Here is a 23,023-nt window from a genome sequence, read left to right on the forward strand (position 1 = left end):
CAGCGGCCAGAAGAGGATGGCCGCAGGGCTCAGCCGCGGCTGGCGTACAAGTAGACGGTCACCGCGTCGGGGGCATCGAGGTTGAACAGGACGGCTCGACGTGTGCCGTCGGCAGTGGGTTGCTCTTCATCGATGCCGGAGACGGACTTGGCGGCTTCGGGATCCCACAGGTCGCCGCCGCCGACGTTGTGTTTTGTGTCGACTGCCCGTAGCCCGGGTACGGGCGCCGCAGTGAACTTCGCCGTGGCGATGAAGACGTCGAGCTCGGTTCGGGGTATGCGAAACTTCGCCGACAGCAGAGTCTCCAGGCCGTTGCTGTAGGCGGCGGTAAGGAGCACGGTTCCGGGCGGCAGGGTCACCTGAGCGACCGCTTCCACCTGAGCGGCGCTGGCGACCTGCGGCGTGGACTGCACTGGGAGCAGGTCGAATCCGCTGGTGCTGGCGACGAGCCCGGCCCCACAGCACATGACCAGCGACAGCACGAGGCTGATGCACGCGAGTACCAACGCTATGGTGCCGCGCCGATTGCGGGTGGCCGGGACAACGGTCTCGCTCATCGCCGACACCATACGGTGTGCACGCTCATCGGCACGTCCCGATACCGGGTGGCCTCGGGACCAGTCACCTGTGTGGGCATCGCCCATCTGCTACCTGCGAATCAGTCGCTGTGGTCTGCTCAGGGCTCGGGCACCGGTGACGAGTGCGGATGCCATTGGTCTGCGTACTCTGTGAGCTTTGCCTGCCGCCGTGCCCGGCCCTGTCAGCTCCCCTGAAGGTGCGAGGTGAGCCTTGCCGCGGGTTCTTCCCGAGTGGTCCGGGTCCATCCGCTGAGGAAGGCCAGGGCCTGCGCGGAGCGGGAGTTCGGTTCCGCGGTGTAGACGAGCAGAGTTTGATCCGTCGTGCCGCGCACATCGAGGACCTGGAAGTCCAACGAGAGTTCCCCTGCGGTGGGATGGAGGAAATGTTTGCGCCCTGACCGTTGTGCGCGAACGCGGTGGGTGGACCACCAGTGGCGGAAGTCCTCGTCCTTCATGGACAGCTCACCGACGAGACGGGCCAGTGCCGGGTCCTGCGGGTAGCGGCCGGCATCCATCCTGAGGTAGGCCACGCATTCTTTGGCGACCGTCTCCCAGTCGCGGTAAAGGCTGCGTACTCGCTGGTCGAGGAACGCCAGCCGGATGTGGTTGCGGTGCTGCGGCGCAAGAACGCTGAAGTCTGTGAAGAGCGCGGCACCGAGAGTGTTCCAGCCGATGATGTCCATCCTTCGACCCAGCACCAGGGCCGGCACTGCGGTCATGCTGTCCAGCAGCACCCGGGTGGCGGTGGAGACACGTTGCGCGTCGGGCGGTGCAGGGCTCGCCCGTGCTGCGGGGCCTTTGGCGTCGGCCGCGCAGCGAAACAGGTATTCCTGCTCGTCAGGGCGCAGGTCGAGTGCCTGCGCCAGCGCCTGAAGGATCTCCGGTGAGGCCGTCTTCGCGCGGCCTTGTTCCAGGCGCACGATGTAATCCACGCTGACCCCCGCCAGCATGGCCAGCTCTTCGCGCCGCAGCCCGGGCACGCGGCGGTGACCGGTACTCGGCAGCCCGGCGGCCTCAGCGCTCACCTTGGCACGGCATGATCGCAGATAGTCACCCAGCTCGGTCATGGCGTCCTTCTTTCCCTATTTCTTGCCCCACGCCTGTCCCCCCTGTCTTCGCCTCCTCGCGGAGGTGACGGGGCCCGAAGCTCATCACCTCCGCAACGGCACAGCCGCATACCTGCCCCAGGTGTGCATTTTCTCTTCTCAGACCAGGACGTCGTCGTAATCGGTGGAGAGCGCCAGGTCCCGCCAAGCCTCCGACTCCGTACGCAACTGGGTGATCTTGTTCTCCAACTCCTGGAGGCAGTCACTGCCCAGCTGAGCCCGCACTGGCGGATTCGCCGCGTCAGCGAGGGTCAGGAACGCCGCGGCGCCCTTGACCGGATCCCCGGGCTGAGCGTGATTGAGACCGGGCACCGCGCCGCGCACCGCTCCAGCGGTGCCGGCGTAGTCATCGATCACGGTACCCTCGGTGCGCAGGCTCCGGTCATCGAGGAAGTCGGTGCGGAAGTAGCCCGGCTCGACCAACGTCACGGCGATGCCCAGTCCCGCGAGTTCGGCGCGCATGGCCTCGGAGATCCCTTCGACGGCGAACTTGGTCGAGCAGTAGATGCCGAAGCCTGCCGAGCTGCTGAAACCTCCCAGAGAGCTGACGTTGAGGATCCGGCCCGAGCGCTGCGAACGCATCACCGGCAGCACCGCGCGGGTGACGTTGAGCAAGCCGAAAACATTGGTGTCGTAGATCGCGCGAACTTCGGCATCGGAGGACTCCTCCACCGCGCCAAGCAGGCCGCGCCCGGCGTTGTTGACCAGAACGTCGATTGCGCCGAAGGCCTCGACCGCGCAAGACACTGCTGCGCGGGCCTGCTCCTCAACGGTGACATCGAGCGCGACCGCGAGCAGGCGGTCACCGTGATCGGGCAACGCCGCTGACACCGCCTCGGGGTTGCGGGCGGTGGCTACGACGTTATCGCCGCGATCCAGCGCCTGACGGGCGATCTCCAGGCCGAAACCGCGCGAGGCGCCGGTGATGAACCAGGTAGTCATGAAGCGCTCCTTGAACTGAAGAGACCATGGGTCCCTTCGTGTGATCGATATTCGCTGTGTGGCGACCCCTTTCATGCTGGCCAGGTCCGCACTGCTCAGCCAGGGAAAGATATGCATAGGAACGGCCAAGGCCCCCGGCCCGCCAATACGGGTGCAGCAGAGCCGTGCGCGCTCGGCAGACGGGCAGCCCGGCTGGATGGCCTTGAGAGCCGGCGTAGCGTCTTCGAGTTCAGAAGCCGGCCAGGCTCCTCTTGGTCAGGTGTCGAGGCCTGCGAGGTTGAGGCGTTCGAGCAGGCTGGGCTTGCGGGCGTGCGCCGCCCGTAGCTCGGCCAACCGGTGTCGGAACGATGAGCTGTCCCCGTCGCGTTCGCCGAGATCGCGCAGGTCAACGAGGAGTTGAACGGCGGTGTCGTACTCGCGGGGTCTCTTCGTGGCGATGAGTTCGTCGACCCGCTGCCAGGCGGCGGGTTGGTCGACTGCGAGGGTGTCGAGGTGTCGTTGTCGGGCGGCCGCGGCGGACCGTTCCCGGCGGATCCGGTCGCGTTCGCGCTGCTCGGCGTCCCGTCGTTCCCGCACGGCGCGCAACTCGGCGGCGGTGTCGAGCAGTTGACCGGCAGTACGGGTGGCCGTCGGGGTAGACGCCTCGGCGGAATGCGCGTCGCGGTAACGACGCAGCAGTCGGTTGCGTAGATGGCTGTCGCCGCTGGTGATCAGGTCGGTCAGGATGGCGTCCTTGTCCCTTGCGGGTAGCCCGACGACCCAGGTGCGTAGTTGCGCGGTCGGTTCGCCGGAGGCGGTCGGCGTCGACCCGGCCGCCGCGGCCGCGATCAGGTCGGGATCGATGCGCAGGAATTCGGCGGCGGCGGTGAGGGGCGCGTTGAGGGCGCCCAGTCCGGCCGGGACGGGTGGTTCGGGCTCGTCGTCGGCGATCTCCTCGGACTGTACGCAGCGCAGCCAGGCCAGGTAGAGCAGGCGCAGGTCGCCCGCGGCGAGGCTGGCCCGGACCGGGATGATGGAGGTGAGCAGACCGTGGCCGTCGAGCTCCCACTCGTCGACGCCGTCCTCGTCCTCGTCATGCAAGTCAATGATGACGTGCGTGCCAGCGGTCCACATGGCCGCGCTGTCACCCTGGCAGTACCGGGCCACCGTGGCGGGGTCCAGCACGTGTTTCGGTAGCCGCAGCATGAGCTGGCGGGTGCCCCAGTTCGCCAGGTACAGGTGCGCGTCGAAGTACCGTTCCATCAGCTTTCGCGGGTCGCCCTTGAAGTCGCCCCACTCGTAGGTGTTGACGAAGCTGGTGGTGGTGATGTCGGCCCGGGTCGACAGCGACCGCAACTCGGCCCGCTCCCGGCCGGTGAGGGGCCGGTCGACGGCGGTGAACTCGTAGTACTGGTACTCGCTCATCGTGGCCTACCTTCCGGCCCAGTGCCGGTAAGCGTCGATCCACCCGGCGCCGTCCGGTGGCGGGGTGGGGAGCGGCAGGTCGAGTAGGTCGATCCGCTGCCGGTGGTGGCCTCGGGCGCAGACCGCGACGATGGTGTCCGCGGTCAGGTCGATCGTCCGCACGGTGACCTCGACGCCGAGGACGGTGGTGGTGAACGGCACCGCCAGATGTTCCTCGATCATGGTGAACAGGCCGGTGAGCTGTTCGTCGTCGCCGTACGCGTCGACGGTGGCTTCCTCGATCATCGCCTGCAGCGCGGCGGTCCCCTTCGATGCCATCGGCGGATGATAGCGGACCGGTGTCGAGGCGTTTGAAGCCTGATGCGCGAGGATGGTCGCATGGGTTCGGTGGCGGAGTTCGTCGATCTTCGGCGGGAGGTGGAGCGGTTACGGGCGGAGAACGCCCGGCTGGCGCGTCTGCTGCAGCTGCGCGGTGCGGACACGTCTGCGGCGCCGGAGCAGTTGTCCGCGCCGGTGGAGCCGCCGGGGCTGGTCACCATGGCCTCGCCGACCCGGGACAAGCTGGCGTTGTTCGCCGACCGGTTCCGGGCCCGGGCCGACGTGTACGCCGTGCGGTGGGAGAACGCCCGTACCGGCGCTGCCGGGTGGATGCCCGCGGTCGCCGGCGGTTGGCGTAAGGGGATGGACCGGCGGGGTGCCACCCACCTGCCCCGCACGGCGGAGGTCGTCGCGGCGCATCTGGTCGGCGACGTGTTCATGGGCCTGTACCCACTGATGCCCGGCAACACCTGCCACTTCGTCGTGGCCGACTTCGACGGGCCCACGGCGATGCTCGACGCCCTCGCGTACCTGAAGGCGGCACGAGCCAGCGCGGTGCCGGCTGCGTTGGAGATCTCCCAGTCGGGTCGCGGAGCCCACGTGTGGGTCTTCTTCACCGGCGCTGTTGCCGCGGCCACCGCGCGGGCCGTGGGCACGGTCCTGCTGCGTGAGGCGATGGTGCTACGCGGGTCGATGGACCTGCGCTCGTACGACCGATTGTTCCCCAACCAGGACGTGCTGCCCGAGGGTGGCTTCGGCAACCTCATCGCCGCACCGCTGCAGGGCCGCCGCCGCAAGGACGGACTGACCACCTTCCTCGACCTCGGCACCCTCGAGCCGTACGCCGACCAGTGGGCATTCCTGTCGACGCTGGACCGCCTCAGCCCCGGCGACGCCGAACACGTCGCCCGGCAGGCCAAGCAAGCCGTCACCGGTGCCGACGTCTCTACGATGAGCCGGTCCGCCGCGACCCAGGTCCATCCACCGCTACCTGCGGTGGTCCACGCGGAGGCCGGTGCCGGGCTGAGCATCGATGCCAGACAGCTCACCCCCGCCGCACTGGCGACGATCAAGCACGCTGCCGCGATGGCCAACCCGAAGTTCTACGAGCTGCAGCGACTCCGCAAGTCCACCTGGGACACCCCACGCTTCATCCAGGGCTACGACCTCACCCTCGACGACCGCCTCGTCCTCCCGCGGGGCCTGAGGCACACCATCACCGCCATCGTCGAACACGCCGGGTCACGGCTGGCCGTCACGGACGTACGAAACCCCGGGACCGAGATCGACACCTCGTTCACCGCCGAACTCACCAGCAGACAGGCCACCGCGGTCGGCACCCTTCTCGCCCACGACGACGGAATCCTGGTCGCCCCACCCGGTTCCGGCAAGACCGTCATGGCCTGCGCCGTGATCGCCGAACGCAACACCTCCACCCTCGTCCTCGTCGACCGCAAAGCCCTCGCCGACCAGTGGCGCACCCGCATCCAACAGTTCCTCGACATCAAGCCCGGCCAACTCGGCGGCGGCCGACGCAAGCTCACCGGCACAGTGGACATCGCGTTGCTGCCCTCCCTCGCGCGGCACGACGACGTCGCCACCCTGACCCAGGGCAACGGGCACGTCATCGTCGATGAATGCCACCACCTCGGGGCCGCCGCGTACGAGCACTCGGTCAAACGGATCGCCGCGCAGTTCTGGCTCGGCCTCACCGCCACACCCACCCGACGCGACGGCCTCAGCCAACTCGTCACCTGGCAACTCGGACCCGTCCGCCACACCCTGACCGACGAAGAACAAGGCACCCTCGAGGCCGCGATGCACGCCGATGCCGGACCCCGGCGAGCGCTGTTCATCCACGAGACCACGTTCCAACCCGGCGACATCGACCTGGACGCGCCCGGCGCGCTCGCCGAGGTGCACCGAAGGCTGGCCCTCGACGAGCCCCGCAACACCCAGATCGCCGACGACGTCGCCGTAGCCCTGACCCGCGGTCGCAACTGTCTCGTCCTGACCCGGCGGGTCGCCCACGTCGAGGCCCTCACCGCCCTGCTCGCCGCACGCGGACACCAGCCACTCGTGCTCCAAGGCGCGATGAGCACCAGCGAACGGCGGACCGTCGTTGACCGGCTCGACGGCGCCAAGGCCGGTGAGGGCCTGCTCGTCATCGGTACCACACCGTTCATCGGTGAAGGCTTCGACGCCCCCGCCCTCGACACCCTCTTCCTCGCCGGCCCGATCTCCTACGATGGCCTACTCGTCCAATGCGCCGGCCGCGTCATCCGCGCCGCGCCCGGCAAGGACGTCGCCGAGGTCCACGACTACCACGACCCAGCCACCCCCATCCTCGCCGCCTCGCTCCCACGCCGCATGCCCGGATACCGGACACTCGGCTTCACCAAAACATGAGTGCATCCGCTCGCGATCACCATGGCTGGTCCGCCAGGCACAGAGATGCGACCCAAAGCCAAGCGCGCTTGGCCTAGCGTAGTAGGCTGACCGGTATGGGCCGGTTCTCCGAGGACGAACTGCATGCGGTTGTCGCCCGGTACGAGGCGACGCGGACGGCTGCCTTGACCGAGCGGGACGAGCAACTGCGGGCGTTTCACGCGGCCGGCTGGCGGCCGGTGGATCTGCAGCGGGTCACCGGGTACAGCCGGGAGACGATCCGTCAGGCGCTACGACCGGAAGTCCGGCGGGCGACCAATCTCAGCCGGCGCCGCACATCACCCCGGCCACCGGCGGACTACCGGCCCTATGGTGACCGGAGGCCCTACGTGGTGGCCGAAACCCTCGCCGCGCTGCACGGCCCGACCGACGGCACGGTGACGCTTCCGCGTCATCTCGACTGGTCCGGGCACGCCGAGTACGACCTGAACCGGCCCGCGCGCCTGGCCAGCATGTACAAGGTGGTGCTCACCGAAGCCGGTACGGTCGAGGATCTGCACACCTGGCTCGACGCCAACCTCCTCCGGCGACTCTGGCCCAATCTCTGGCTGCCACCCCAGCTCCGCCAGCGCTGGGAGGAAGCCTTCCCCGAACTCGCCGCGGCCCGTAGCGAGGCGGCGTAGCGGTGGACCCCTTCCACGAACGCCTCGCCCGTACCGGGCTCCGCGCCGCCGATCGATACGGCTTCGCGCTGGCCGGCGGCTACGCGGTCCAGGCCGCCGGGCTCGTCGAGCGACCCAGCGAGGACATCGACCTGTTCACCGCCTGGGACCGCCGCAACGAGTTCACCGCCGCAGTCACCGCCGTCGTCCACGCCTACCGAGACGACGGCCTTACCGTCGAAACCGAGCGCCAGTACCTTCGCCCGGCTGGCCGTCACCGACGGCGTGCGGATCTCCAAGGTCGAACTCGGCGTGGACTGGCGCGCCAACGAACCAATCCTGATGGCCATCGGACCGGTCCTCCACCCTGACGACGCGGTCGCGAACAAGATGAGCGCCCTCTACGGGCGAGCGTTCGCCCGCGACTTCATCGACATCGACGCCACCCTCCGATCCGGCCGCTACACCCGCGACGCCCTTCTTGCTCTCGCGCAGCGCGCCGACCGTGGCTTCGACCCGCGCATCTTGGCCGATGCCCTCGGACAAGCCACCCAGCTCGACCCCGACGACTTCACCCAATACGGTGTCACCGGCCCAGCACTTGACAATCTCCGAAGCCGATTCGGGGAGTTGCGCCGCGAACTGCTCGACGACGAGAAACGATGACTCGGCCCCGACTCGCGGCAGCGTCAAGCCTGCACCCGCAGGACCCACAACGTTCCAGCTGATCTTCGGCAAGCGATCGCAGCGAGCCCGCGAAGCGACCGGCACGCCACCAGGACGATAGGAAAACGGCAGGTCATCGGCCTGCGGATACCGGCAGACCGTCGGGTTAGGAAATTACTGACCCGCGTTGACCTGGCGTGGCACCGGTTGACCCACGGTGGCACCCGAATGTTGGCCATCGTCTGCCGTGTGCGTCACCTGGATGGCGTCTCCCATCATCTGATCTTGGTGCCGAAGCTCGCATGTTGGTTCAACGTTCGACCCGATGAGCGGCATGAGCGTGACGTCGCCTGAGGTAGCTTCTGCGGATGCCTCATGATCCGTTGCAGGACATGCCCGCCGACTCTCGCGCGGAGCTGACGGCGGCTGTCTGCGCTGCCATCGACATCGATCAGGCTACCGCGGAGGACATCATCCGCTCGACTGAGCCATTTTGGGACGCGATGGAACGAGCCGGTGGCCTCGTGGACTCATGGGGTGGAGGCGAGTTCTGTCACGTCCTGCCGAGGCTCTTGTCGTTCATCCGGCAGACCGCCAATCCGTAGCGCAATCGACGAGCCCTCCGCTCTGTCACCGGCGTGATCGGACGGCACCTGAGTCAAGTGATCGTGCCTGGGCCTACCCCGTTTTGACGGACATCCAAGATCAGGGGACCTGGAGTCTCCGGGAGGATGTCCAGCATCATGGAGAGCGTGGGAAAGAAGCGATCGCGGCCGAGGCGGGCGTTCACGCCCGAGTTCAAGGCCGAGATCGTCGAGCTGTGTCAGCGTGGTGACCGCACCGTCGGGCAGGTGGCCAGGGACTTCGACCTGACCGAGACGGCTGTGCGAGCCTGGGTCAAACAGGCCGAGATCGACGCCGGGGCCCGCACGGACGGGCTCGCCTCCGACGAGCGGGCGGAACTGGCCCGGCTGCGGGCGGAGAACCGCCGGTTGCAGCAGGACGTCGACATCCTGAAACGGGCCACGGCTTTCTTCGCGAGGGAGACCCGGTGAACGTGTACCCGTTCATCGAGGCGGAGCAGGCCGGCAAGCACAACGTCAAGCGTGCGTGCGAGCTGCTGAAGGTCTCCCGGTCCGCCTTTTACCAGCACGCCCGCGGCGAGCAGTCCGCCCGCGACCGCGTCGATGCCGAACTCACCGAGCAGATCATCGCCGTGCACGCGGCATCGAACGGCACCTACGGGGCGCCGCGCATCCACGCCGAACTCGCTGCGGCCGGACGGCGCCACGGCCGTAAACGCATCGCCGCCCGGATGCGCGAGGCCGGCGTGCGCGGCAAGAGCCCACGCCGCTGGAAGGCGACCACGATCCCGGACCCGAACGCCGGGAACCGGCCGGACCTCGTCGAGCGGGACTTCACCGCCGACCCGGCGGCGGTCGACACCCGCTGGTGCGGCGACATCACCTACATCAACACGTGGGAAGGTTGGCTCTACCTGGCCACCGTCATCGACCTGGCCTCGCGCCGGGTCGTGGGCTGGGCCACGGCTGACCATCTCAAGACCGATCTGGTCGACGCCGCTCTGTCCGACGCCCTCGCCCGGCGCCGTCCCGCCGACGGCCTGGTCTTCCACTCCGACCGCGGCTGTCAATATACGAGCGCTCAGCACGCCCGCCTCGCGAAACGCCACGGTGTACGGCTGAGCGTGGGCCGGCGCGGGCAGTGCTGGGACAACGCGGTCGCCGAGTCGTTCTTCTCGACCCTGAAAACGGAACTGATCCACCGGCAGGCCTGGCCCACCCGCAAAGCCGCCCACCAGGCCACATTTGAGTACATCGAAGGCTGGTACAACACCCGCCGCCGGCACTCCAGCCTCGGCTACCTCAGCCCCGCCGCCTACGAAGACGGCACCGACATCAGCTTGGTGCCGGCGCTCAAGGTAGCCTGAAGATCAACTCATCGACCCTGTCCGTCGAAACGGGTCAAGCCCAGCCGCTGCGCGGCGCGCGGTCCGCGGCAGATCGGCGCACCCTACCTTGGCCAACCGGTGCCCGCGAGACGTGCGATGAGGTTCTGCGCACGCGGGATGACATTGTTCTGTGCTCGACCGCACCACCGCGGAAGATCTGTACGTCGCGCTGAACGAGGCCGGAGAGCACATTGCGGCCCGGCGGAGCCATCACTGCGCCCATGAACGAGGAAGCAGAGCGCTTGGGCACTCTTCTGCCAAACCTGGGCCACGCCTTGCGCAATCGTTGCTCTCGGTACTGCGACCACCTCTAGTTTGTAGGGGGTCGCGCGTGCTCAGGCAGCAGATCCGGATGCCGGTTCGGTCCCTCAACGCCCCCGGCGTGATGGGTCGAGACTGTCGGTCGTCGCTCTTATGATCACGGCCATGTCGGCTGCCTTCACCGCCTTGTGGACCCATGACGTCTGCCGGGAGCTACGCAGGCACTGCGTCGGCCAGCGGCCGTCGGTGGCGTTCAGCGGGGTGCATCAGTCTCTGCCCAGTTGGACCAGCGTCGGTGTCGGCGACGATGTCTTCGCGCTGCATGTCAACCGACACGTGGTCTACGTGGTGAGTCGTCTGCGTGTCGTCGACAAGCAGCGGCGCGCCTGTTGCGGCGCTGCTCCAGCAACGTGGCGCGACCCGGCCTATCCCGGTCACGACGACTGGGCGATGCTCGGCGCCGGCGGATGCGGGGCGAGCCCGGTGCATGTCGAGGCGACGCCGATCCGCTTCGACGTCGCTGTTCCCGGCGACCTGCTCGGCGCGTTGACCTGGCGCAACCGTCGCGGAGAACAGCGCACCTTGAAGTACGTCGTCGACGGTCGTCTCGAACGCTCCGTCAGCCTCCAGGGCGTCTATCGTCTGACCGACGAATCCGCCGCTCGATTGGGCGCCCTGCTCGATGGTTCACCGATCCCGACCGGAACGGGGTAGACCCGACCCCACGTGCCTCAGGATCGGTAGCCGTCCTTGACGGTCGACGCGCCTTGACGGCGGATGTGGACGCCTCAGGGTCGCGGCCGAGGCTGATTAGACTGCTCAGTTGTGCGATCGGCTGAGGTCCTCGGACAGCTCGACGCCGCTGCCGAGGAGTTCCTGTTTCCGGACCTCGGCCACGGCTACTACTACGCCGTCGATGCTCGGCTCCATGGGTACCGGGACGCTGGGCAGTGGGCCCTCATCGTCGAGACGGTCGGCTACTCGCCCCGGGCCGGCAACCTCATCGACGTGCTCCACGTGTTCGGCGATTGCCTGACCAGCGGCGAACCTGGCTACGGAAACGGTGACTTCCACGAACGAGTAGACAACTGGGACCAGATAGAGGACCCCGACGAGCCCGAGACCTACCGCGGAGGGCCGGTGGTGGTTCGTGGCCGGACGATCGCTGTTGCTGCCGAGCCGGGCGAGGATCTGGTCAACGTCCTGCGTCAGCTTGTTCCGCGTCATCGCGAGGTGCTCCTGGCCGATGAGGGGGAGTTGCGGCGCCGGATCCCGGTCGACCTACCCGAGGTTCTGCGGCTCGACCAGTGGAACCACCCCGATCTGGTGAGCGGGCTACGCCCCAGCGAGTCTGAGACCTTCCACCAGATCGCCGATGTCCTGGCGACCGGAAACCTCAGCCGATACGCGCCCAGCTTGCCGCCCAACACGCACTGGTCGAACTGGCCGGAGTCGGGGAGCCTGTAGCCGGGCCGCCCACCTTTCAGCGGCAGAGCGAAGCCCGTGCACATGTCGAACCAGCATCCCTCGGCGCGGCTGGAGCACCTCCCGTGCGTTCGAGCTTCAGGTGCGGCGCGGACGTATCGAGGCGCCCGCGGCTAAGCGTTCGGACGGCGGCAGACAAGCTACCTGCACCCTACGCGTTCGTGGGCCCGGTCTTATGGACCCGCATGTACCCGTACAGAGGCCTTGCCCCTTCGGGTGGGGCTTCGCCTGAGAACCAGGGCGAAGCTGAACACAGAAGGGAACGTTACGCGGACGACGAGCGTGAGGCCGGCTACCAGCTCGACTGGCGAGAGCTGTGGCCTTACACGGCAGCGACGTTCCGTACTACCCGGGCAGGCTACGACGTGGAGATGTACATCGAGCCGGGATACGAGATCGTACGACTCCGGTTGCGGACCGCTTCCGACGGAGCCGAGCTACTCGACCTGGATCTGCGTGCCGTTCAGGGTGTCGGAGTCGAACGGATCCATGATCGCGAGCTGCTACGGGTCGATTTCCCGGACGGCTCGCCAGCTTCCACTTTGTGGCTACGGATGAAGCCCGACGTCGCGCTGCACTGGTCGTACGGTGCGGCACGTTGACGTGGCGGCACGGGGAGCGGCAGAAGTGCGCGCTGCCCTTGACCTGGATGCCGCCTGGCATGGTCGACCTTCGCCGACCCGTTCGCCCGCAGCCAGCGGCGATGGGTGGCCGTGGCGATGCCGTGGACCAGCCGGGCCAGGTCCGCTGCTCCCTCGGCGTCGTCGGCGCGGCGCACCGTCGTGAGGATCGGCGTGACCTCGTCGAGTTCGACGCACTCGCGCAGCAGCACGAACTGGAGCACCGCCCCGGCCAGACGAGCGTTGCCGTCGTCGTACGGGTGGAAGAAGGCGACGTCGAGGTAAGCCCGAGCCGCACGGGCCGTCACCGGTGTTTCCCGGTCGGCGGTCTCTGCCAGACATGAGGCGAACCGGTGCTCGGTGTCGGCGTGCAGCCCGTACCGTTCCCGGCCGTTCTTCGCGTGCGCTGGTGCCCGGCGGAACGCGGCGACCGGGACACCACGGATGATCCGGTTCCAGCGTGCCAGTAGGTCTGAGGTGAGGTCGGCGCCGGCGGTGGCTTCGAGCCGCACGTCGTCGTACGCGGTCAACATCCGGCTCAACCGTTGCCGGTCATGCCCGGCGGATCCGCAGGCGAAATCGACGAAGCCGTCACGAGTCGCCGACACCGAGGTCGTCGGGTGTGCAACGACATCCCGCCAGCCGATGCTTTCCCGCACCCGCTGCCATATTGCCAAGTGATCAGGTGTGGTCAACGGTCACCCGCCGGGCCACGTCCTCGGCCACCGACCTCACGACCGCGATCGCCGGCTCCACCCAACTGTCGAAGCGGCCGCCGAGCGCGTGCTCGAGCAGGTTCTCCCGGCGGGTGGACTCGATGCCGGCCGCGTCGAGAAACCAGCCGAGCACCGTGATGCAGCAGCCGTACCAGCCGGACTCGTACTGTGTGCGGTCGCCGACCGCTGTCACCAGGTGAGCAACGGCGCGCTCCCATCCGTTCAGGTCGTCGGCGGGAAGCGGCAGGAACCGGTCGAACCGCTCCGCCAGATCGTCCAGCCAGTCGCGCCACTCCATCAGGGCCGCGGAGATCGTGATCGCGGTCGCTTCGGGTGTGGTGACCGAATGCGAGAAGCAGCACCAGGAGCCAACCGGGCCGCCATCGAAGTCGCCCTCGCCGACTGACCAGCGCCAACCCACCGCCCACCGCCCGTATCGGTCGACGAGCCCGGCCGACACGTTCTCCAGCCACAGGTCGATGAGACGCCAGTCGGCCTCCGCTGACGGGGGTTCGGACGCCGCGACCAGCTCGCTCACCACCGCTCGAACTGTTTCCGGATCGAAGATCCGATCCGGGTAGTCGGTGTCCGCCCAGCTCAGCTGTCTCGGATGGGGCAGACTGCGGTTCCGGGGCGCCGTGTAGAGGGTGATCCGGCGGTTGCCCTGAACAGCCCGCCAGGCTGGCGGTTCGCCCGTACCGTCCGCTGCCGCCGAGGCCGCCTCCGCGAAGCGGCCGTCGGCATCGGTGGCGAGCTCCACCAGCAGTTCATGCCAGGCCGCCACGGCGTCAGCGAGACGGGTCAGCGTCTCATCCGGTGTCGTCACCGGAGGACGTTCCGCCCGCCAGACCGGGATGACCCCACGATCCTGGTAGTCCTCCATCGCGACGGTGTACCACCAGCCCACCACCCAGGCGCCCAGGTGCTCGACCAGCGCCTCCGTCATCCGGTCGTACCAGAAATCGATGAGCCGCCAGTCGGCGCCGGCAGGCGGGACCTCGGCGGCCGGCGGCAGCACCCGCACCAACTCCGCGACACCGGCCGGGTCGACCGCGGCATGCGCAGCGGGATCGACGTCTCTCCAGGTGAGTCGCCAGAGCTCGGGAAGTTTGACCCGGTCAGTTGTCACGCTCGGCCTTCCGTGCGGCAGCCGGCCAGCCTAACGGGTCCGCCCTGCCGCTCGCCGACCCGCCATCGACAAAGACGCGCTCGCCCATCGGCAACGCCGGGAGGGTCTGCTGCGTCCCGGAGGCCATGTAGGCGGCTTCTTGTCCTGACAGCCGTACCTTCGGGGTGTGGACGATCCCGAACGCCCCAGCGAGCGCCTCGTCGAGCAACGCCTGCGCAATCGCGCCATGGAAGCGCTGGTCGCCCTGAGCAAGGGTGATTCAGGCGTTCGCAGCGTCGGCGTCGGCGACTACATCAACCTGTTCTTCGACGTGATCGACGACGACATCCCGTGGCAGTGGCGCGAATGGTCGTGTTTCACGCCCGAGGAGGTTGAGCGACTCGATGCCGTACATGGACTACTGCAGGCGGCCTGCGTGGTGACGCCCTGGAATGACACTGACGACGACTTCATCGCCTCCGGCTGGCCGGGCAGGATTCAACCCGCTGCTCGCGCGGCGTTGGACGTCATGCAGGCACGGGGCCGATTCCGGGAGGACGCCGAGGAAGAGAATCCCTCCGAGTAGTACCGCTTAGCGACTGGATAGCGCTGAGGTGCGCAGCGCGGCAGATCCGGCCGTCGCGGGACAACGCTTCCGGCCCGGTGCGTGATTCTGCCGTGAGGGCGCTGGTGGGTGGCGGGGTGTGGCGTATCGGGCGGCGCTACTGACTGTCGTACTCCTGTGTGAGGCTGTGACGCATGGCGACTTTCGTTCTGATCCACGGTGGCGGCGGCAGTTCCTGGGACTGGCATCTGCTGGGCCCTGAGCTGGCCGGACGGGGCCACGACGTGGTGGTGCCGGAGCTGCCGATCGAGGATAGGGCGGCAGGCTTCGCCGAGTTCTGTGACACGGTCGTCGATGCCGTTGGCGATCGCAGCAACCTCGTCGTCGTCGGACACTCGTATGGTGCGTTCACGGCGCCGCTGATCGCTGACAAGCTGCCTGTGCGGCTCATTGTCCTGCTTACTCCGATGATTCCGAAGTCGGGTGAGAGTCCCGGCGACTGGTGGGGCAACACCGCTCACCGCAGCGCGGAGGGGTTCAGTGAGGAGGAACAGTTCTACAATGGCGTGCCGGCCGAGATTGTCGCGGAGGCTTCGGCGCATGGTCGCGACCAGGTCAGCGCAGAATGGAACGAGCCGTGGCCCCTGGGTGCGTGGCCGGACGTGCCGACGAGGGTGCTCATCGCCCGCGAAGACCGATTCTTCCCGCCCGACTTCCAGCGCCGCGTGGCGGCCGACCGCCTCGATGCCGTACCGGATGAAATCGACGGTGGCCACGCGGTGGCGCTCAGCCATCCGACGCAACTCGCCGACCAGTTGACCGCGTACTTGCCGCGCTGAAGGCGCTGCGCCCGGTGCCGGCCCCGTGAATACAGGCGGCGCGGATCGCGGCAAATCCGGGCACTCGCGAGCGGCCCTGCCCGAACCTACCTCGACGCAGAGTGCTGTGCCGGTGGGTAACCTGCCGCCGATTCTCGCGTGATGAGCACTCAGCTCCGTTCTCGCGAGGGTGGTCATCGGTCCCTTCGTAGGCAGTTGTGCTGCGTACCCTGCTCATCGCATCAAACTCGGTGGAGCGGGCAGCCGGCGGTTTCATGCTGTCGTGATGGGCTGTGAGGACGACGACTGCTCGTACGACTGGCACTATGCGCCGTACCGCACGGGGCTGGGTGCGTTGCAGCGCGGCCAGGGTGCCGCGGCGGCCTGGCTTCAGGACCAGCCGGATCACGGACACCTGGTCTACACCTGCACCGGTCGCGACACCCGGTGGGACTGGCAGGTCGACGATCGCTACACGTACCTGGCCCGGCTGCTGCACGACCTGCGCCTCGACCTGGCCCCACTGGTCACGCAGCTTCGTGCCTGCGGCCCGTACCGTGCTTGGCCTCGAGCGGATCCGACCGGTGATGACAACCAGTTCAACCTTGCCGTCGGCGTCCTGGAGGCGCTCGCTCGCAAAGGGAACATGCAGGCAACCGAGACGCTGCGCGGATATGTCCGCGATGGGATTCGCTGGATCGATGTCCTGTCCACGCTGGCCGTCAGTTGGCCGGCGCAGTGGTGGGACGATCTGTGGGAGACCGCGGCCAGGCGTATCAGGTGCGAAGATGCGGCCGAGGTGCTGCCCGCCTCTGAGCCGTGGCGGCGTTGGCGGGGTCGGGATCCGAGGATCGACACGGTCCTGAACACCGCGCAGCGCAGCCGACAGGATCTTCGCGCCCGCCCGGTCGATCTTTCGGCCACCAGTGATGCCGAACTGGTGGCGCTTCTGCAGGCGCCGGACACCGGCCGCGCCGTGAAGGCATTCGCACTGCGTCAGATCCGTCGCAATGCGCGGCCTGTACCGGAGTTGCTCGACGCGGTCGAGCAGTTGGCGACCGATCGGCAAGCCGGACTGTTCGGTGCCCTGCGGGTCCTCGGCCCGCAGGTCCTCCCGGCTGCGCGAGGCTGGGCCATCGACACCGAGCACCCGCTCTTTGACGCCGCCGCGCACCTACTCGGCGAGCACGGCGAGGAGCAGGACATCCCGGTGATCCGCGCCGCACTCGACCGGCTCACCGACGAGTGGTGCGGCCACGACCGGCTCACCGAGGGCCTGGCCAGGATCCTCGCCAGCACACCCTGCGCCTCCCACACCGACGTGCGGGCATACCTGATCCGTCGGTTGCGCTGGTTGACCCGGGCATCGCCACACAGTTACGAGCGAGGCAGTTACCTGCGCAGCCTGCTGCTCCTCGATCCCGACAAGACGACAGGCGTGCTGCCGTCCCACCTGCTCGACTGTGAGCCGGACGTGCGGCTGTTGGCCGCTCAACACGCCCCGCTCACCGACCAGACACGACGCTGGCTGCTCACGCTACGCGACGACCCCATAGAAGAGGCATCCGTGCGTCGGGCCGCACACGCACGCCTCAACTCGAGCTGAAAGCGCAGCCAACGCACGTACCGCTCGACGTCGACCCGCGTCGTAGTCAGCGGGTCCAGGGCGTGGTCGGTGCACCGCGTAGGAAGAAGTCCACCCGGAGCGGCAGATGCGTATAGCGGCCGGTCCAGTCAGGCGCTGATCTTGCAGGCAGCGCATGCAGAGATGGCTCGGGCGGATGAGGAAGACTGGCAGGCATGGCTGATCTGGGCGACCCGAAGGCTGCGCTGCACCACTACCTGCAGGCGATGCGCGACAACCTGATCTGGAAACTCGACGGGCTGAGCGAACGCGAGGCCAGGCTGCCGCGCACCGCGACCGGCAACAACCTACTGGGCGTTCTCAAGCACTGCCTCAATGTCGAAGCTGGCTACTTCGGGCCCACCTTCGGGCGTGAGTTCCCGATGTCTGAGGAACTGGTTCCCATGCAGGTGTTCGAGGAGGACCCACAGGCAGACTGGTACGCGCGGGAGGGCGAGACGAAGGATGGGCTGATCGACCTGTATCGCCGTGTCGGGGTGTTCGCGGATCAGACGATCGAACAGCTACCCCTTGACGCGCCAGGGCATGTGCCGTGGTGGCGCCCAGGCGAGAGGGACGTGACACTGCACAGGATCATCATCCACGTGACCTGCGACCTTGCCCGTCACGCCGGTCACGCCGACATCATGCGCGAGCAGCACGACAGGGCGATCGGCTTGCGGCGGGAGAACGCTGGCGTTCCCCACGACTACGACTGGCCGGCGTACGTCACCAAGCTGACGAAGCTCGCTGACCGGTTCGGTTAGCCACCCGGTCCCGTCGATACAGGCAGAGAGGGCAGTATCCGCCGCCGCGCTGACCGTGTTGTCACGGTGAGGTGAGCCTCGTGATGCTCTGCCCGACCGGGATACCTGGGTTGCCGGGCACGCCGATCGGCGCTTCGGCGACGACGTCAGCCATGCTCACACGAATCGCGGACGCCCTGCAGTACTTGTGGCGTGATGATCAGGCGGCGCCACGCTCGCTGACCGGCCGGCGGCGCAGGTTCGGGTTCAGCAGGGCCGGGGGCAGGTAGGCCTGGTCGAGCCGGGTGACATCGGTGCCGGGCGTGACGATTTCGTCGATCCGGTCGAGGATCTCGTCGGTGAGCGTGACGTCGACGCCCGCGAGAAGGTTGTCGAGGTGCTCCATCGTGCGCGGGCCCAGGATCGCGCTGGTCACGCCGGGGTGCGCGATGGCGAATGCCATGGCGAGGTGGGTCAACGGCATGCCTGCCTCGTCGGCGAGCGGGATGAGTTGTTCGACGACGTCGATCCGGCGCTCGTCGGTGAGGTGCGTGGAGAGGCGGGCACGGCGCAGATCGTTCTGTTCGCCCCTGCGGACCCGGCCGGTGAGCATTCCCTGCCCGAGCGGCCCCCACACCAGCGTGCCCATCCCGTAGCGCTGCGCGGCCGGCAACACCTCGCTCTCGATGCTGCGGTTGAGGATCGAGTAGGGCGGCTGCTCGGTGTGGAAACGTTCCAGCCCGCGTCGCTCGGCGACCCACTGGGCCTCGATGATGTCGGAGGCGGGCGTCGTGGATGACCCGATCGCCCGGACCTTGCCGCTGCGGATCAGGTCGGAGAGCGCGGAGAGCGTCTCCTCGATGTCGGTGTCGGGGTCCGGACGATGGATCTGGTAGAGGTCGATGTAGTCGGTCTGCAGGCGGCGCAGCGAGCCCTCGACCGCGTTCATGATCCAGCGGCGGGAGGCGCCTCGCTGGTTGGGGTTGGTGGCCGCGCCCGGTGTCCGGGGCAGCGCGTTCAGCCGGGGTAAGCCCACCTTGGTCGCGAGGATGACGCTGTCCCGACGCCCCTTGACGGCCTTGCCCACGATCTCCTCCGAGTCGCCGTAGGCGTCGGCGGTGTCGACAATGTTGATCCCCGCGTCCAGCGCCTTGTGGATGACCTTGATCGAGTCGTCAGGGTCGGGGTTCCCGATCACCGTGGCGAACATCAGCGTGCCGAGCGCGTACGGGCTGACCTTCATGCCGGTGCGGCCCAGGGTGCGGTACAACATGAGCGTCTCCTTGCGGTATCGTGGCTATCCGGAAACCGTTTCCGGAACTAACTATACGGAAAAGCTTTCCGGATAAGCAGGGGAGATGCAGCGGTGTCCGACAACACAGCAGAATCAACTGCTCGCGAACGTGCTCCGCGCCGGATGCGCACCGACGCACGCCGCAACGTCGAGGCCCTGCTCGAAGCGGCGAAGACGGTCTTCAGCACCGCTGGCGTCGACGCCCCCGCCAAAGAGATCACCGATCTGGCCGGCGTCGGCGTCGGCACGCTCTACCGGCACTTCCCGCAGCGCTCGGACCTGATCAAAGCCGTCATCGAGCGCGAGATCGACGCCTGCGCCGATGCGGCCCCGGCGCTGGCCGCCGCGCACGAGCCGGGGATCGCCCTCGCGAGGTGGCTCGACCGGTTCACCGCGTTCGTCGCCACCAAACGCGGATTCGCCGCAGCCCTGCACTCCGGCGATCCGGCGTTCGACGGCCTGCCCGGATATCTCATGCAGAAGCTAGGGCCGGCCCTCGAGTCCCTGCTCGAAGCCGCGACAGCCAGCGGCGAGATCCAGACCCGGATCAGTGCCCAGGACCTGCTGTACGCCGTAGCGAAACTGTGTGCGCCCATGCCGAACGAGGACCCCGACTACGGTCGGCGCATGGTCGCGCTCCTCGTCGACGGACTACGCTCCGGCGAATCCCCACACTGACATTCACCTCGGTGGGCGCCGAGGTAGACGCCGGCGTCGGCGAGACGACGCCCACTGGCACTTCTTTCAACGGGCGTCGTGAACGCCCCCATCTCGGCTGGAACCGGATATCAGCGGGGCTGTGTTCGATGACGTGACCCGCTTCATGTGAGCATGGTGGGTGCAGGCCAGCCGTTCCGATAGGCGGTGTTCACGTGGTGAAGGCGCGACCCGCCGCGGGTGGCGGGCGGTGGGTGGAGATCTCACCGGAGCGCATCCGTGGTTGGCTCGACGGCTTCTACAGCCGCCACGACGGCGCCACCGAGCACGGCCTGGTGCTGACCGGTGCGAGCAACGGTGACACCGCCACGCTGTATCCGCCGCCGGGGCTTGCCGACGTGAAGGATGTCGACACGCTGCTGGCCCGCATCATCCGACCACCCCGCATCGCCGTGCTGCTGGCCCGGAAGGGCGCGGTTGCCGCCGGTGTCGTGGACGGTACGACCATCACCGTCTCCAAGGTCGAGCGCTTCTACGTGCAGGGTCGCACCGCGGCCGGCGGATCCTCGCAGCAGCGCTACGCGCGTCGCCGCGCCAACCAGGCCCAGGCTGCCACGTCGCGGGCTGCGGACATCGCCGCGCGGATCATGCTGCCCCATGCGCCCGGTGTTGTCGCCGACCCGCACGATGCCATCAGTGCCCTGGTCTGTGGCGGCGACCGGTTGATGATCGACGAGGTGCTGACGGACCGGCGTCTGGCGCCCCTGGCACTGCTGCGTCATCCACACCTGCTCGAATCCGCCGAGCCCCGTCTGGCCGTCCTGGAGGATGCGGCGGTCACGGCCAGACGGATCCGCATCCATCTGGTGCCGTGACCACGATCAGGTCCCGCAGGTTGACGACGACGCGACGAGAATGAGGTGCGACGGCTCCGCAGTGCCGGACCTGTGCGCGATGTCCCCGTAACCCGCCCGCTCTGCCAGGAGCGCCCGGCTACGCCTGGTGGACCGTAACGATGTCCACCTCGTTGCCTTCCCGGTCGATGAGGGTTCGACGAGCAGCGCTCTCGGTGACGATCCGTCCTCCAGCGGCCACAGCCGCGTCGATGCGGGCGTGGACTTGGTCGTACGGAACGAAGAGGTCGACATGGATGCGGTTGCGATGCTGCCGCCGTTCCGTGTCCGATGCGTCCATCCGCTGGAAGAACAGGACCGGATTGAGTCGATGCGGATCGTAGATGTCGGTCACGAACGCCCGTGGGTCGTGCTGGTAACCGAGTACGGACGTCCAGAAGGCGCGGACCGCAGGAACGTCGACCGCGTCAATGCAAGCTCCACGTCGGCCCGGGTGAGATCCCCCGCCGGGCCGATCCGCACGCGCACCCCGCCGGGACGCAGATCCACGTCTGGCAGACCGGTGGTGGCGGTCAGTTCGACGATACGGCGGACGAGTGCCGCACCCGCGCTCATCGACGGCGCGTCGAACCAGGCGCTCGCGCCGGTGTCCAGGAGCCGCCAGTCTCGAACACCGTCCGCGCGTTGGAACTCGGTCACTGTGGCTCGATCCATCAGATCCCCTTCAGTGCCTGGCCGACGCGACCGCGGCGGTCATACACCGCTGGTCTTTTCCTCGCCCACGCTCCGATGGCACCACGTTCATGCACATCGCCGACGCTGGTATGAACCTCGGACACCGCCACCTCGGTCACGGTCACCATCACCCTTGCCGGTTGACACCACAGGGCCCACCAGGCGCCACGCGGCGACCACCACCAGATTCCCCTATCCCGCAGCCAGGGCAGCGCATCGCACAGGAGCGTGCAGCGAAACCGAGCCGGAATAGCGGCGGTGGTGGCGGCCAGGACGGCCGCCACCACCGGACGGATGATCGGCAGGCATGGGCGGAGGCCCCGTCGATCAGGTTCTGATCAGAAGGGAGGCGCGTCCTCGCCCATCAACGCCAGCACGACGCCGCCCTTCCCTCTCTTGAGGTTCTGGATCACGACCTTGCCGGTGCTGCCGTCTGGCAGCTCCAACATAAAGGTCTTCCCGACCGCGTTCTTGGGGCCGTTGCCGGCGCTGTTGGCGGGTCGGAAGTCGCCTGCCCACGGCGGGGTCCCACCCTTGCGGGCGGGTTCGGCGAAGAGTGCGGCGGTGCCGGGGGTCCTGGTGCCGTCCGAGGAGACAAGCACTGAGGCGCTGCGATAGGTAGCCATTACGCCAAGGCTATCCCGGACTGCGTTCATTTCACGGCATCACAACGAAGCCGTGGGGCCCGCGCGGGATCCCGGTCGCCGAACCTGCAGCTTCGACGGGCTCACAGGCCGCCAGCTCGATTGACTTCAACAAAGCTTGAGGTCGCATGCTTTCGGCATTCGCTGTGGCGAACGACGGGAGCAGTTGGTATGCGAGTGGCTCAGGCGATGCGTTTCGGGGGTCCCGAGGTCCTGGTTCCGGGCGAGATGCCGGATCCGGTGGCCGGGCCGGGCCAGGTGGTGGTCGAGGTGGCGGTGGCGGGCATGACGTTCGTCGAGACGCAGATTCGGCGTGGCACCGACAGGTGGCACGAACGGCCGTGGTTGCCGTATGTGCCGGGCGGTCTGGTAGCCGGGCTGGTCAGTGCGGTCGGGGCGCAAGTGGATCCGGCTTGGCTGGGGCGGCGTGTTGTCGCCAGCACGGGAGAAACCGGTGGTTTCGCCGAGCGGGCGGTGCCGATCACCGTCTGGCCGGTCCCCGCCCCGTCAGATGGTGAGACCATGTCCCACGCGATGGCGCTGCGGCTGGTCCACAACCTCACCCATCCCTTCGATCTGGTCATCGATCTGGTGGCGGGGCCGCAGCTGGCCTGCGCAGTCATCGCCGCACACCGCCGCCGCCACCGTCACCACCGGCACCTCGGCTGGGGTCGGAAACCCGCGATGCTGGTCGTAACCGGCTGGCCGGTGGCCGACACGTCGCCGGGGGAGTTCTTCGCCCGCTGCCGCGCCGGCCCGCTGCCGCGCCGGCCCGCTGCCGCGCCGGCCCGCTGCCGCGCCGGCCCGCTGCCGCGCCGGCCCGCTGCCGCGCCGGCCCGCTGCCGCGCCGGCCCGCTGCC

At 68.1% G+C, this 23,023-nt stretch carries 25 protein-coding genes and 1 pseudogene; 14 read left to right on the forward strand and 12 right to left on the reverse strand.

Annotated features, from left to right (window positions below):
• Nucleotides 1–29 precede the first annotated feature (29 nt).
• From JMF97_RS28380 to JMF97_RS28400, 5 genes are all read right to left on the reverse strand, one after another.
• On the reverse strand, nt 30–557 hold the full coding sequence (locus tag JMF97_RS28380; RefSeq protein WP_146017412.1) for a hypothetical protein: 528 nt from the start codon (nt 555–557) through the stop codon (nt 30–32).
• A 203-nt stretch (nt 558–760) separates the two neighbouring features.
• Nucleotides 761–1,645 (reverse strand): helix-turn-helix domain-containing protein, encoded by an 885-nt coding sequence (locus JMF97_RS28385; protein WP_102656230.1) that lies wholly within the window; start codon nt 1,643–1,645, stop codon nt 761–763.
• 138 nt (nt 1,646–1,783) lie between these two features.
• Nucleotides 1,784–2,626, reverse strand: coding sequence for an oxidoreductase (locus JMF97_RS28390; RefSeq protein ID WP_102656231.1), 843 nt, complete (start codon nt 2,624–2,626; stop codon nt 1,784–1,786).
• 255 nt (nt 2,627–2,881) lie between these two features.
• Nucleotides 2,882–4,030, reverse strand: a complete 1,149-nt coding sequence (locus tag JMF97_RS28395) for a hypothetical protein (RefSeq protein ID WP_203224315.1) — start codon at nt 4,028–4,030, stop codon at nt 2,882–2,884.
• Between the two features lie 6 nt (nt 4,031–4,036).
• Nucleotides 4,037–4,348 carry a hypothetical protein gene (locus tag JMF97_RS28400; protein WP_203224316.1) on the reverse strand — a complete coding sequence of 104 codons (312 nt, stop codon included), beginning with the start codon at nt 4,346–4,348 and terminating at the stop codon, nt 4,037–4,039.
• Nucleotides 4,349–4,408: 60 nt separating this feature from the next.
• Between JMF97_RS28400 and JMF97_RS28405 the strand changes: the two genes are divergently transcribed.
• From JMF97_RS28405 to JMF97_RS28440, 7 genes and pseudogenes are all read left to right on the forward strand, one after another.
• The gene (locus JMF97_RS28405) at nt 4,409–6,757 is read left to right on the forward strand and encodes a DEAD/DEAH box helicase (protein ID WP_203224317.1); all 2,349 of its coding nucleotides are present in this window, start codon (nt 4,409–4,411) and stop codon (nt 6,755–6,757) included.
• Nucleotides 6,758–6,852: 95 nt separating this feature from the next.
• Nucleotides 6,853–7,419: a hypothetical protein gene (locus tag JMF97_RS28410; RefSeq protein WP_203224318.1), complete on the forward strand. Its 567-nt coding sequence runs from the start codon at nt 6,853–6,855 to the stop codon at nt 7,417–7,419.
• A 2-nt stretch (nt 7,420–7,421) separates the two neighbouring features.
• Nucleotides 7,422–8,064 (forward strand): annotated as a pseudogene (locus JMF97_RS32120) (nucleotidyl transferase AbiEii/AbiGii toxin family protein).
• A 752-nt stretch (nt 8,065–8,816) separates the two neighbouring features.
• Nucleotides 8,817–9,119 (forward strand): transposase, encoded by a 303-nt coding sequence (locus JMF97_RS28425; RefSeq protein WP_158244936.1) that lies wholly within the window; start codon nt 8,817–8,819, stop codon nt 9,117–9,119.
• Nucleotides 9,116–10,015 (forward strand): IS3 family transposase, encoded by a 900-nt coding sequence (locus JMF97_RS28430; protein ID WP_203220148.1) that lies wholly within the window; start codon nt 9,116–9,118, stop codon nt 10,013–10,015. The genes JMF97_RS28425 and JMF97_RS28430 overlap by 4 nt, the downstream gene beginning before the upstream one ends.
• A 447-nt stretch (nt 10,016–10,462) precedes the next feature.
• Complete coding sequence (locus JMF97_RS28435) at nt 10,463–11,011, forward strand: hypothetical protein (RefSeq protein WP_238360334.1); 549 nt, start codon at nt 10,463–10,465, stop codon at nt 11,009–11,011.
• Nucleotides 11,012–11,122: 111 nt separating this feature from the next.
• Nucleotides 11,123–11,764: a DUF7003 family protein gene (locus JMF97_RS28440; protein WP_203224322.1), complete on the forward strand. Its 642-nt coding sequence runs from the start codon at nt 11,123–11,125 to the stop codon at nt 11,762–11,764.
• A gap of 481 nt (nt 11,765–12,245) precedes the next feature.
• Here the strand turns inward: JMF97_RS28440 and JMF97_RS28445 are convergent, their stop codons facing one another.
• Nucleotides 12,246–13,061 carry a Fic family protein gene (locus tag JMF97_RS28445; RefSeq protein WP_203224323.1) on the reverse strand — a complete coding sequence of 272 codons (816 nt, stop codon included), beginning with the start codon at nt 13,059–13,061 and terminating at the stop codon, nt 12,246–12,248.
• 22 nt (nt 13,062–13,083) lie between these two features.
• Nucleotides 13,084–14,247: a hypothetical protein gene (locus JMF97_RS28450; RefSeq protein ID WP_203224324.1), complete on the reverse strand. Its 1,164-nt coding sequence runs from the start codon at nt 14,245–14,247 to the stop codon at nt 13,084–13,086.
• 166 nt (nt 14,248–14,413) lie between these two features.
• Between JMF97_RS28450 and JMF97_RS28455 the strand changes: the two genes are divergently transcribed.
• The 4 genes from JMF97_RS28455 (at nt 14,414) to JMF97_RS28470 (ending at nt 18,000) form a co-directional block, all read left to right on the forward strand.
• Nucleotides 14,414–14,812, forward strand: a complete 399-nt coding sequence (locus tag JMF97_RS28455; protein WP_203224325.1) for a hypothetical protein — start codon at nt 14,414–14,416, stop codon at nt 14,810–14,812.
• 173 nt (nt 14,813–14,985) lie between these two features.
• A complete protein-coding gene (locus JMF97_RS28460) occupies nt 14,986–15,630 on the forward strand; it encodes an alpha/beta fold hydrolase (RefSeq protein WP_203224326.1) in 645 nt (214 codons plus the stop codon).
• A 265-nt stretch (nt 15,631–15,895) separates the two neighbouring features.
• Nucleotides 15,896–17,215: a hypothetical protein gene (locus JMF97_RS28465; protein WP_203224327.1), complete on the forward strand. Its 1,320-nt coding sequence runs from the start codon at nt 15,896–15,898 to the stop codon at nt 17,213–17,215.
• A 194-nt stretch (nt 17,216–17,409) separates the two neighbouring features.
• Nucleotides 17,410–18,000, forward strand: a complete 591-nt coding sequence (locus JMF97_RS28470) for a DinB family protein (protein WP_102656242.1) — start codon at nt 17,410–17,412, stop codon at nt 17,998–18,000.
• 199 nt (nt 18,001–18,199) lie between these two features.
• Here JMF97_RS28470 and JMF97_RS28475 read toward each other — a convergent pair whose 3' ends face one another.
• The gene (locus JMF97_RS28475) at nt 18,200–19,252 is read right to left on the reverse strand and encodes an aldo/keto reductase (protein ID WP_203224328.1); all 1,053 of its coding nucleotides are present in this window, start codon (nt 19,250–19,252) and stop codon (nt 18,200–18,202) included.
• Between the two features lie 144 nt (nt 19,253–19,396).
• On the opposite strand from JMF97_RS28475, the gene JMF97_RS28480 reads away from it, so the two are divergent.
• Nucleotides 19,397–19,951 (forward strand): TetR/AcrR family transcriptional regulator, encoded by a 555-nt coding sequence (locus JMF97_RS28480; RefSeq protein ID WP_203224329.1) that lies wholly within the window; start codon nt 19,397–19,399, stop codon nt 19,949–19,951.
• A 194-nt stretch (nt 19,952–20,145) separates the two neighbouring features.
• The gene (locus tag JMF97_RS28485; protein WP_203224330.1) at nt 20,146–20,805 is read left to right on the forward strand and encodes an acVLRF1 family peptidyl-tRNA hydrolase; all 660 of its coding nucleotides are present in this window, start codon (nt 20,146–20,148) and stop codon (nt 20,803–20,805) included.
• A gap of 118 nt (nt 20,806–20,923) precedes the next feature.
• On the opposite strand, the gene JMF97_RS28490 is transcribed toward JMF97_RS28485, so the two are convergent.
• The 4 genes from JMF97_RS28490 to JMF97_RS28500 are packed head-to-tail and all read right to left on the reverse strand — an operon-like array spanning nt 20,924 to nt 22,145.
• On the reverse strand, nt 20,924–21,256 hold the full coding sequence (locus JMF97_RS28490) for a VOC family protein (protein ID WP_307817129.1): 333 nt from the start codon (nt 21,254–21,256) through the stop codon (nt 20,924–20,926).
• Nucleotides 21,175–21,498 (reverse strand): hypothetical protein, encoded by a 324-nt coding sequence (locus tag JMF97_RS32125; RefSeq protein WP_307817128.1) that lies wholly within the window; start codon nt 21,496–21,498, stop codon nt 21,175–21,177. The genes JMF97_RS28490 and JMF97_RS32125 overlap by 82 nt, the downstream gene beginning before the upstream one ends.
• Entirely contained in the window at nt 21,498–21,806 is a 309-nt protein-coding gene (locus JMF97_RS28495; RefSeq protein WP_203224331.1) for a hypothetical protein, read from the reverse strand. Before JMF97_RS28495 ends, JMF97_RS32125 begins: the two co-directional genes overlap by 1 nt.
• A gap of 51 nt (nt 21,807–21,857) precedes the next feature.
• Nucleotides 21,858–22,145, reverse strand: coding sequence for a hypothetical protein (locus JMF97_RS28500; protein ID WP_238360335.1), 288 nt, complete (start codon nt 22,143–22,145; stop codon nt 21,858–21,860).
• A gap of 189 nt (nt 22,146–22,334) precedes the next feature.
• Here JMF97_RS28500 and JMF97_RS28505 point away from each other — a divergent pair.
• Nucleotides 22,335–23,023, forward strand: a 689-nt coding sequence (locus tag JMF97_RS28505) for an alcohol dehydrogenase catalytic domain-containing protein (RefSeq protein WP_368856444.1), incomplete at its 3' end; no start/stop codon positions are given.

It is taken from the genome of Micromonospora fiedleri (assembly GCF_016774385.1).
Lineage (GTDB): Bacteria > Actinomycetota > Actinomycetes > Mycobacteriales > Micromonosporaceae > Micromonospora > Micromonospora gifhornensis.

What these genes read in the sequence shown, in the direction of transcription:
- JMF97_RS28380 (WP_146017412.1), bottom strand. Translation starts at nt 557, where the DNA reads ATGAGCGAGACCGTTGTCCCGGCCACCCGCAATCGGCGCGGCACCATA.
- JMF97_RS28385 (WP_102656230.1), bottom strand. Translation starts at nt 1,645, where the DNA reads ATGACCGAGCTGGGTGACTATCTGCGATCATGCCGTGCCAAGGTGAGC.
- JMF97_RS28390 (WP_102656231.1), bottom strand. Translation starts at nt 2,626, where the DNA reads ATGACTACCTGGTTCATCACCGGCGCCTCGCGCGGTTTCGGCCTGGAG.
- JMF97_RS28395 (WP_203224315.1), bottom strand. Translation starts at nt 4,030, where the DNA reads ATGAGCGAGTACCAGTACTACGAGTTCACCGCCGTCGACCGGCCCCTC.
- JMF97_RS28400 (WP_203224316.1), bottom strand. Translation starts at nt 4,348, where the DNA reads ATGGCATCGAAGGGGACCGCCGCGCTGCAGGCGATGATCGAGGAAGCC.
- JMF97_RS28405 (WP_203224317.1), top strand. Translation starts at nt 4,409, where the DNA reads ATGGGTTCGGTGGCGGAGTTCGTCGATCTTCGGCGGGAGGTGGAGCGG.
- JMF97_RS28410 (WP_203224318.1), top strand. Translation starts at nt 6,853, where the DNA reads ATGGGCCGGTTCTCCGAGGACGAACTGCATGCGGTTGTCGCCCGGTAC.
- JMF97_RS28435 (WP_238360334.1), top strand. Translation starts at nt 10,463, where the DNA reads ATGTCGGCTGCCTTCACCGCCTTGTGGACCCATGACGTCTGCCGGGAG.
- JMF97_RS28460 (WP_203224326.1), top strand. Translation starts at nt 14,986, where the DNA reads ATGGCGACTTTCGTTCTGATCCACGGTGGCGGCGGCAGTTCCTGGGAC.
- JMF97_RS28465 (WP_203224327.1), top strand. Translation starts at nt 15,896, where the DNA reads ATGGGCTGTGAGGACGACGACTGCTCGTACGACTGGCACTATGCGCCG.
- JMF97_RS28470 (WP_102656242.1), top strand. Translation starts at nt 17,410, where the DNA reads ATGGCTGATCTGGGCGACCCGAAGGCTGCGCTGCACCACTACCTGCAG.
- JMF97_RS28475 (WP_203224328.1), bottom strand. Translation starts at nt 19,252, where the DNA reads ATGTTGTACCGCACCCTGGGCCGCACCGGCATGAAGGTCAGCCCGTAC.
- JMF97_RS28480 (WP_203224329.1), top strand. Translation starts at nt 19,397, where the DNA reads ATGCGCACCGACGCACGCCGCAACGTCGAGGCCCTGCTCGAAGCGGCG.
- JMF97_RS32125 (WP_307817128.1), bottom strand. Translation starts at nt 21,498, where the DNA reads ATGGATCGAGCCACAGTGACCGAGTTCCAACGCGCGGACGGTGTTCGA.
- JMF97_RS28500 (WP_238360335.1), bottom strand. Translation starts at nt 22,145, where the DNA reads ATGGCTACCTATCGCAGCGCCTCAGTGCTTGTCTCCTCGGACGGCACC.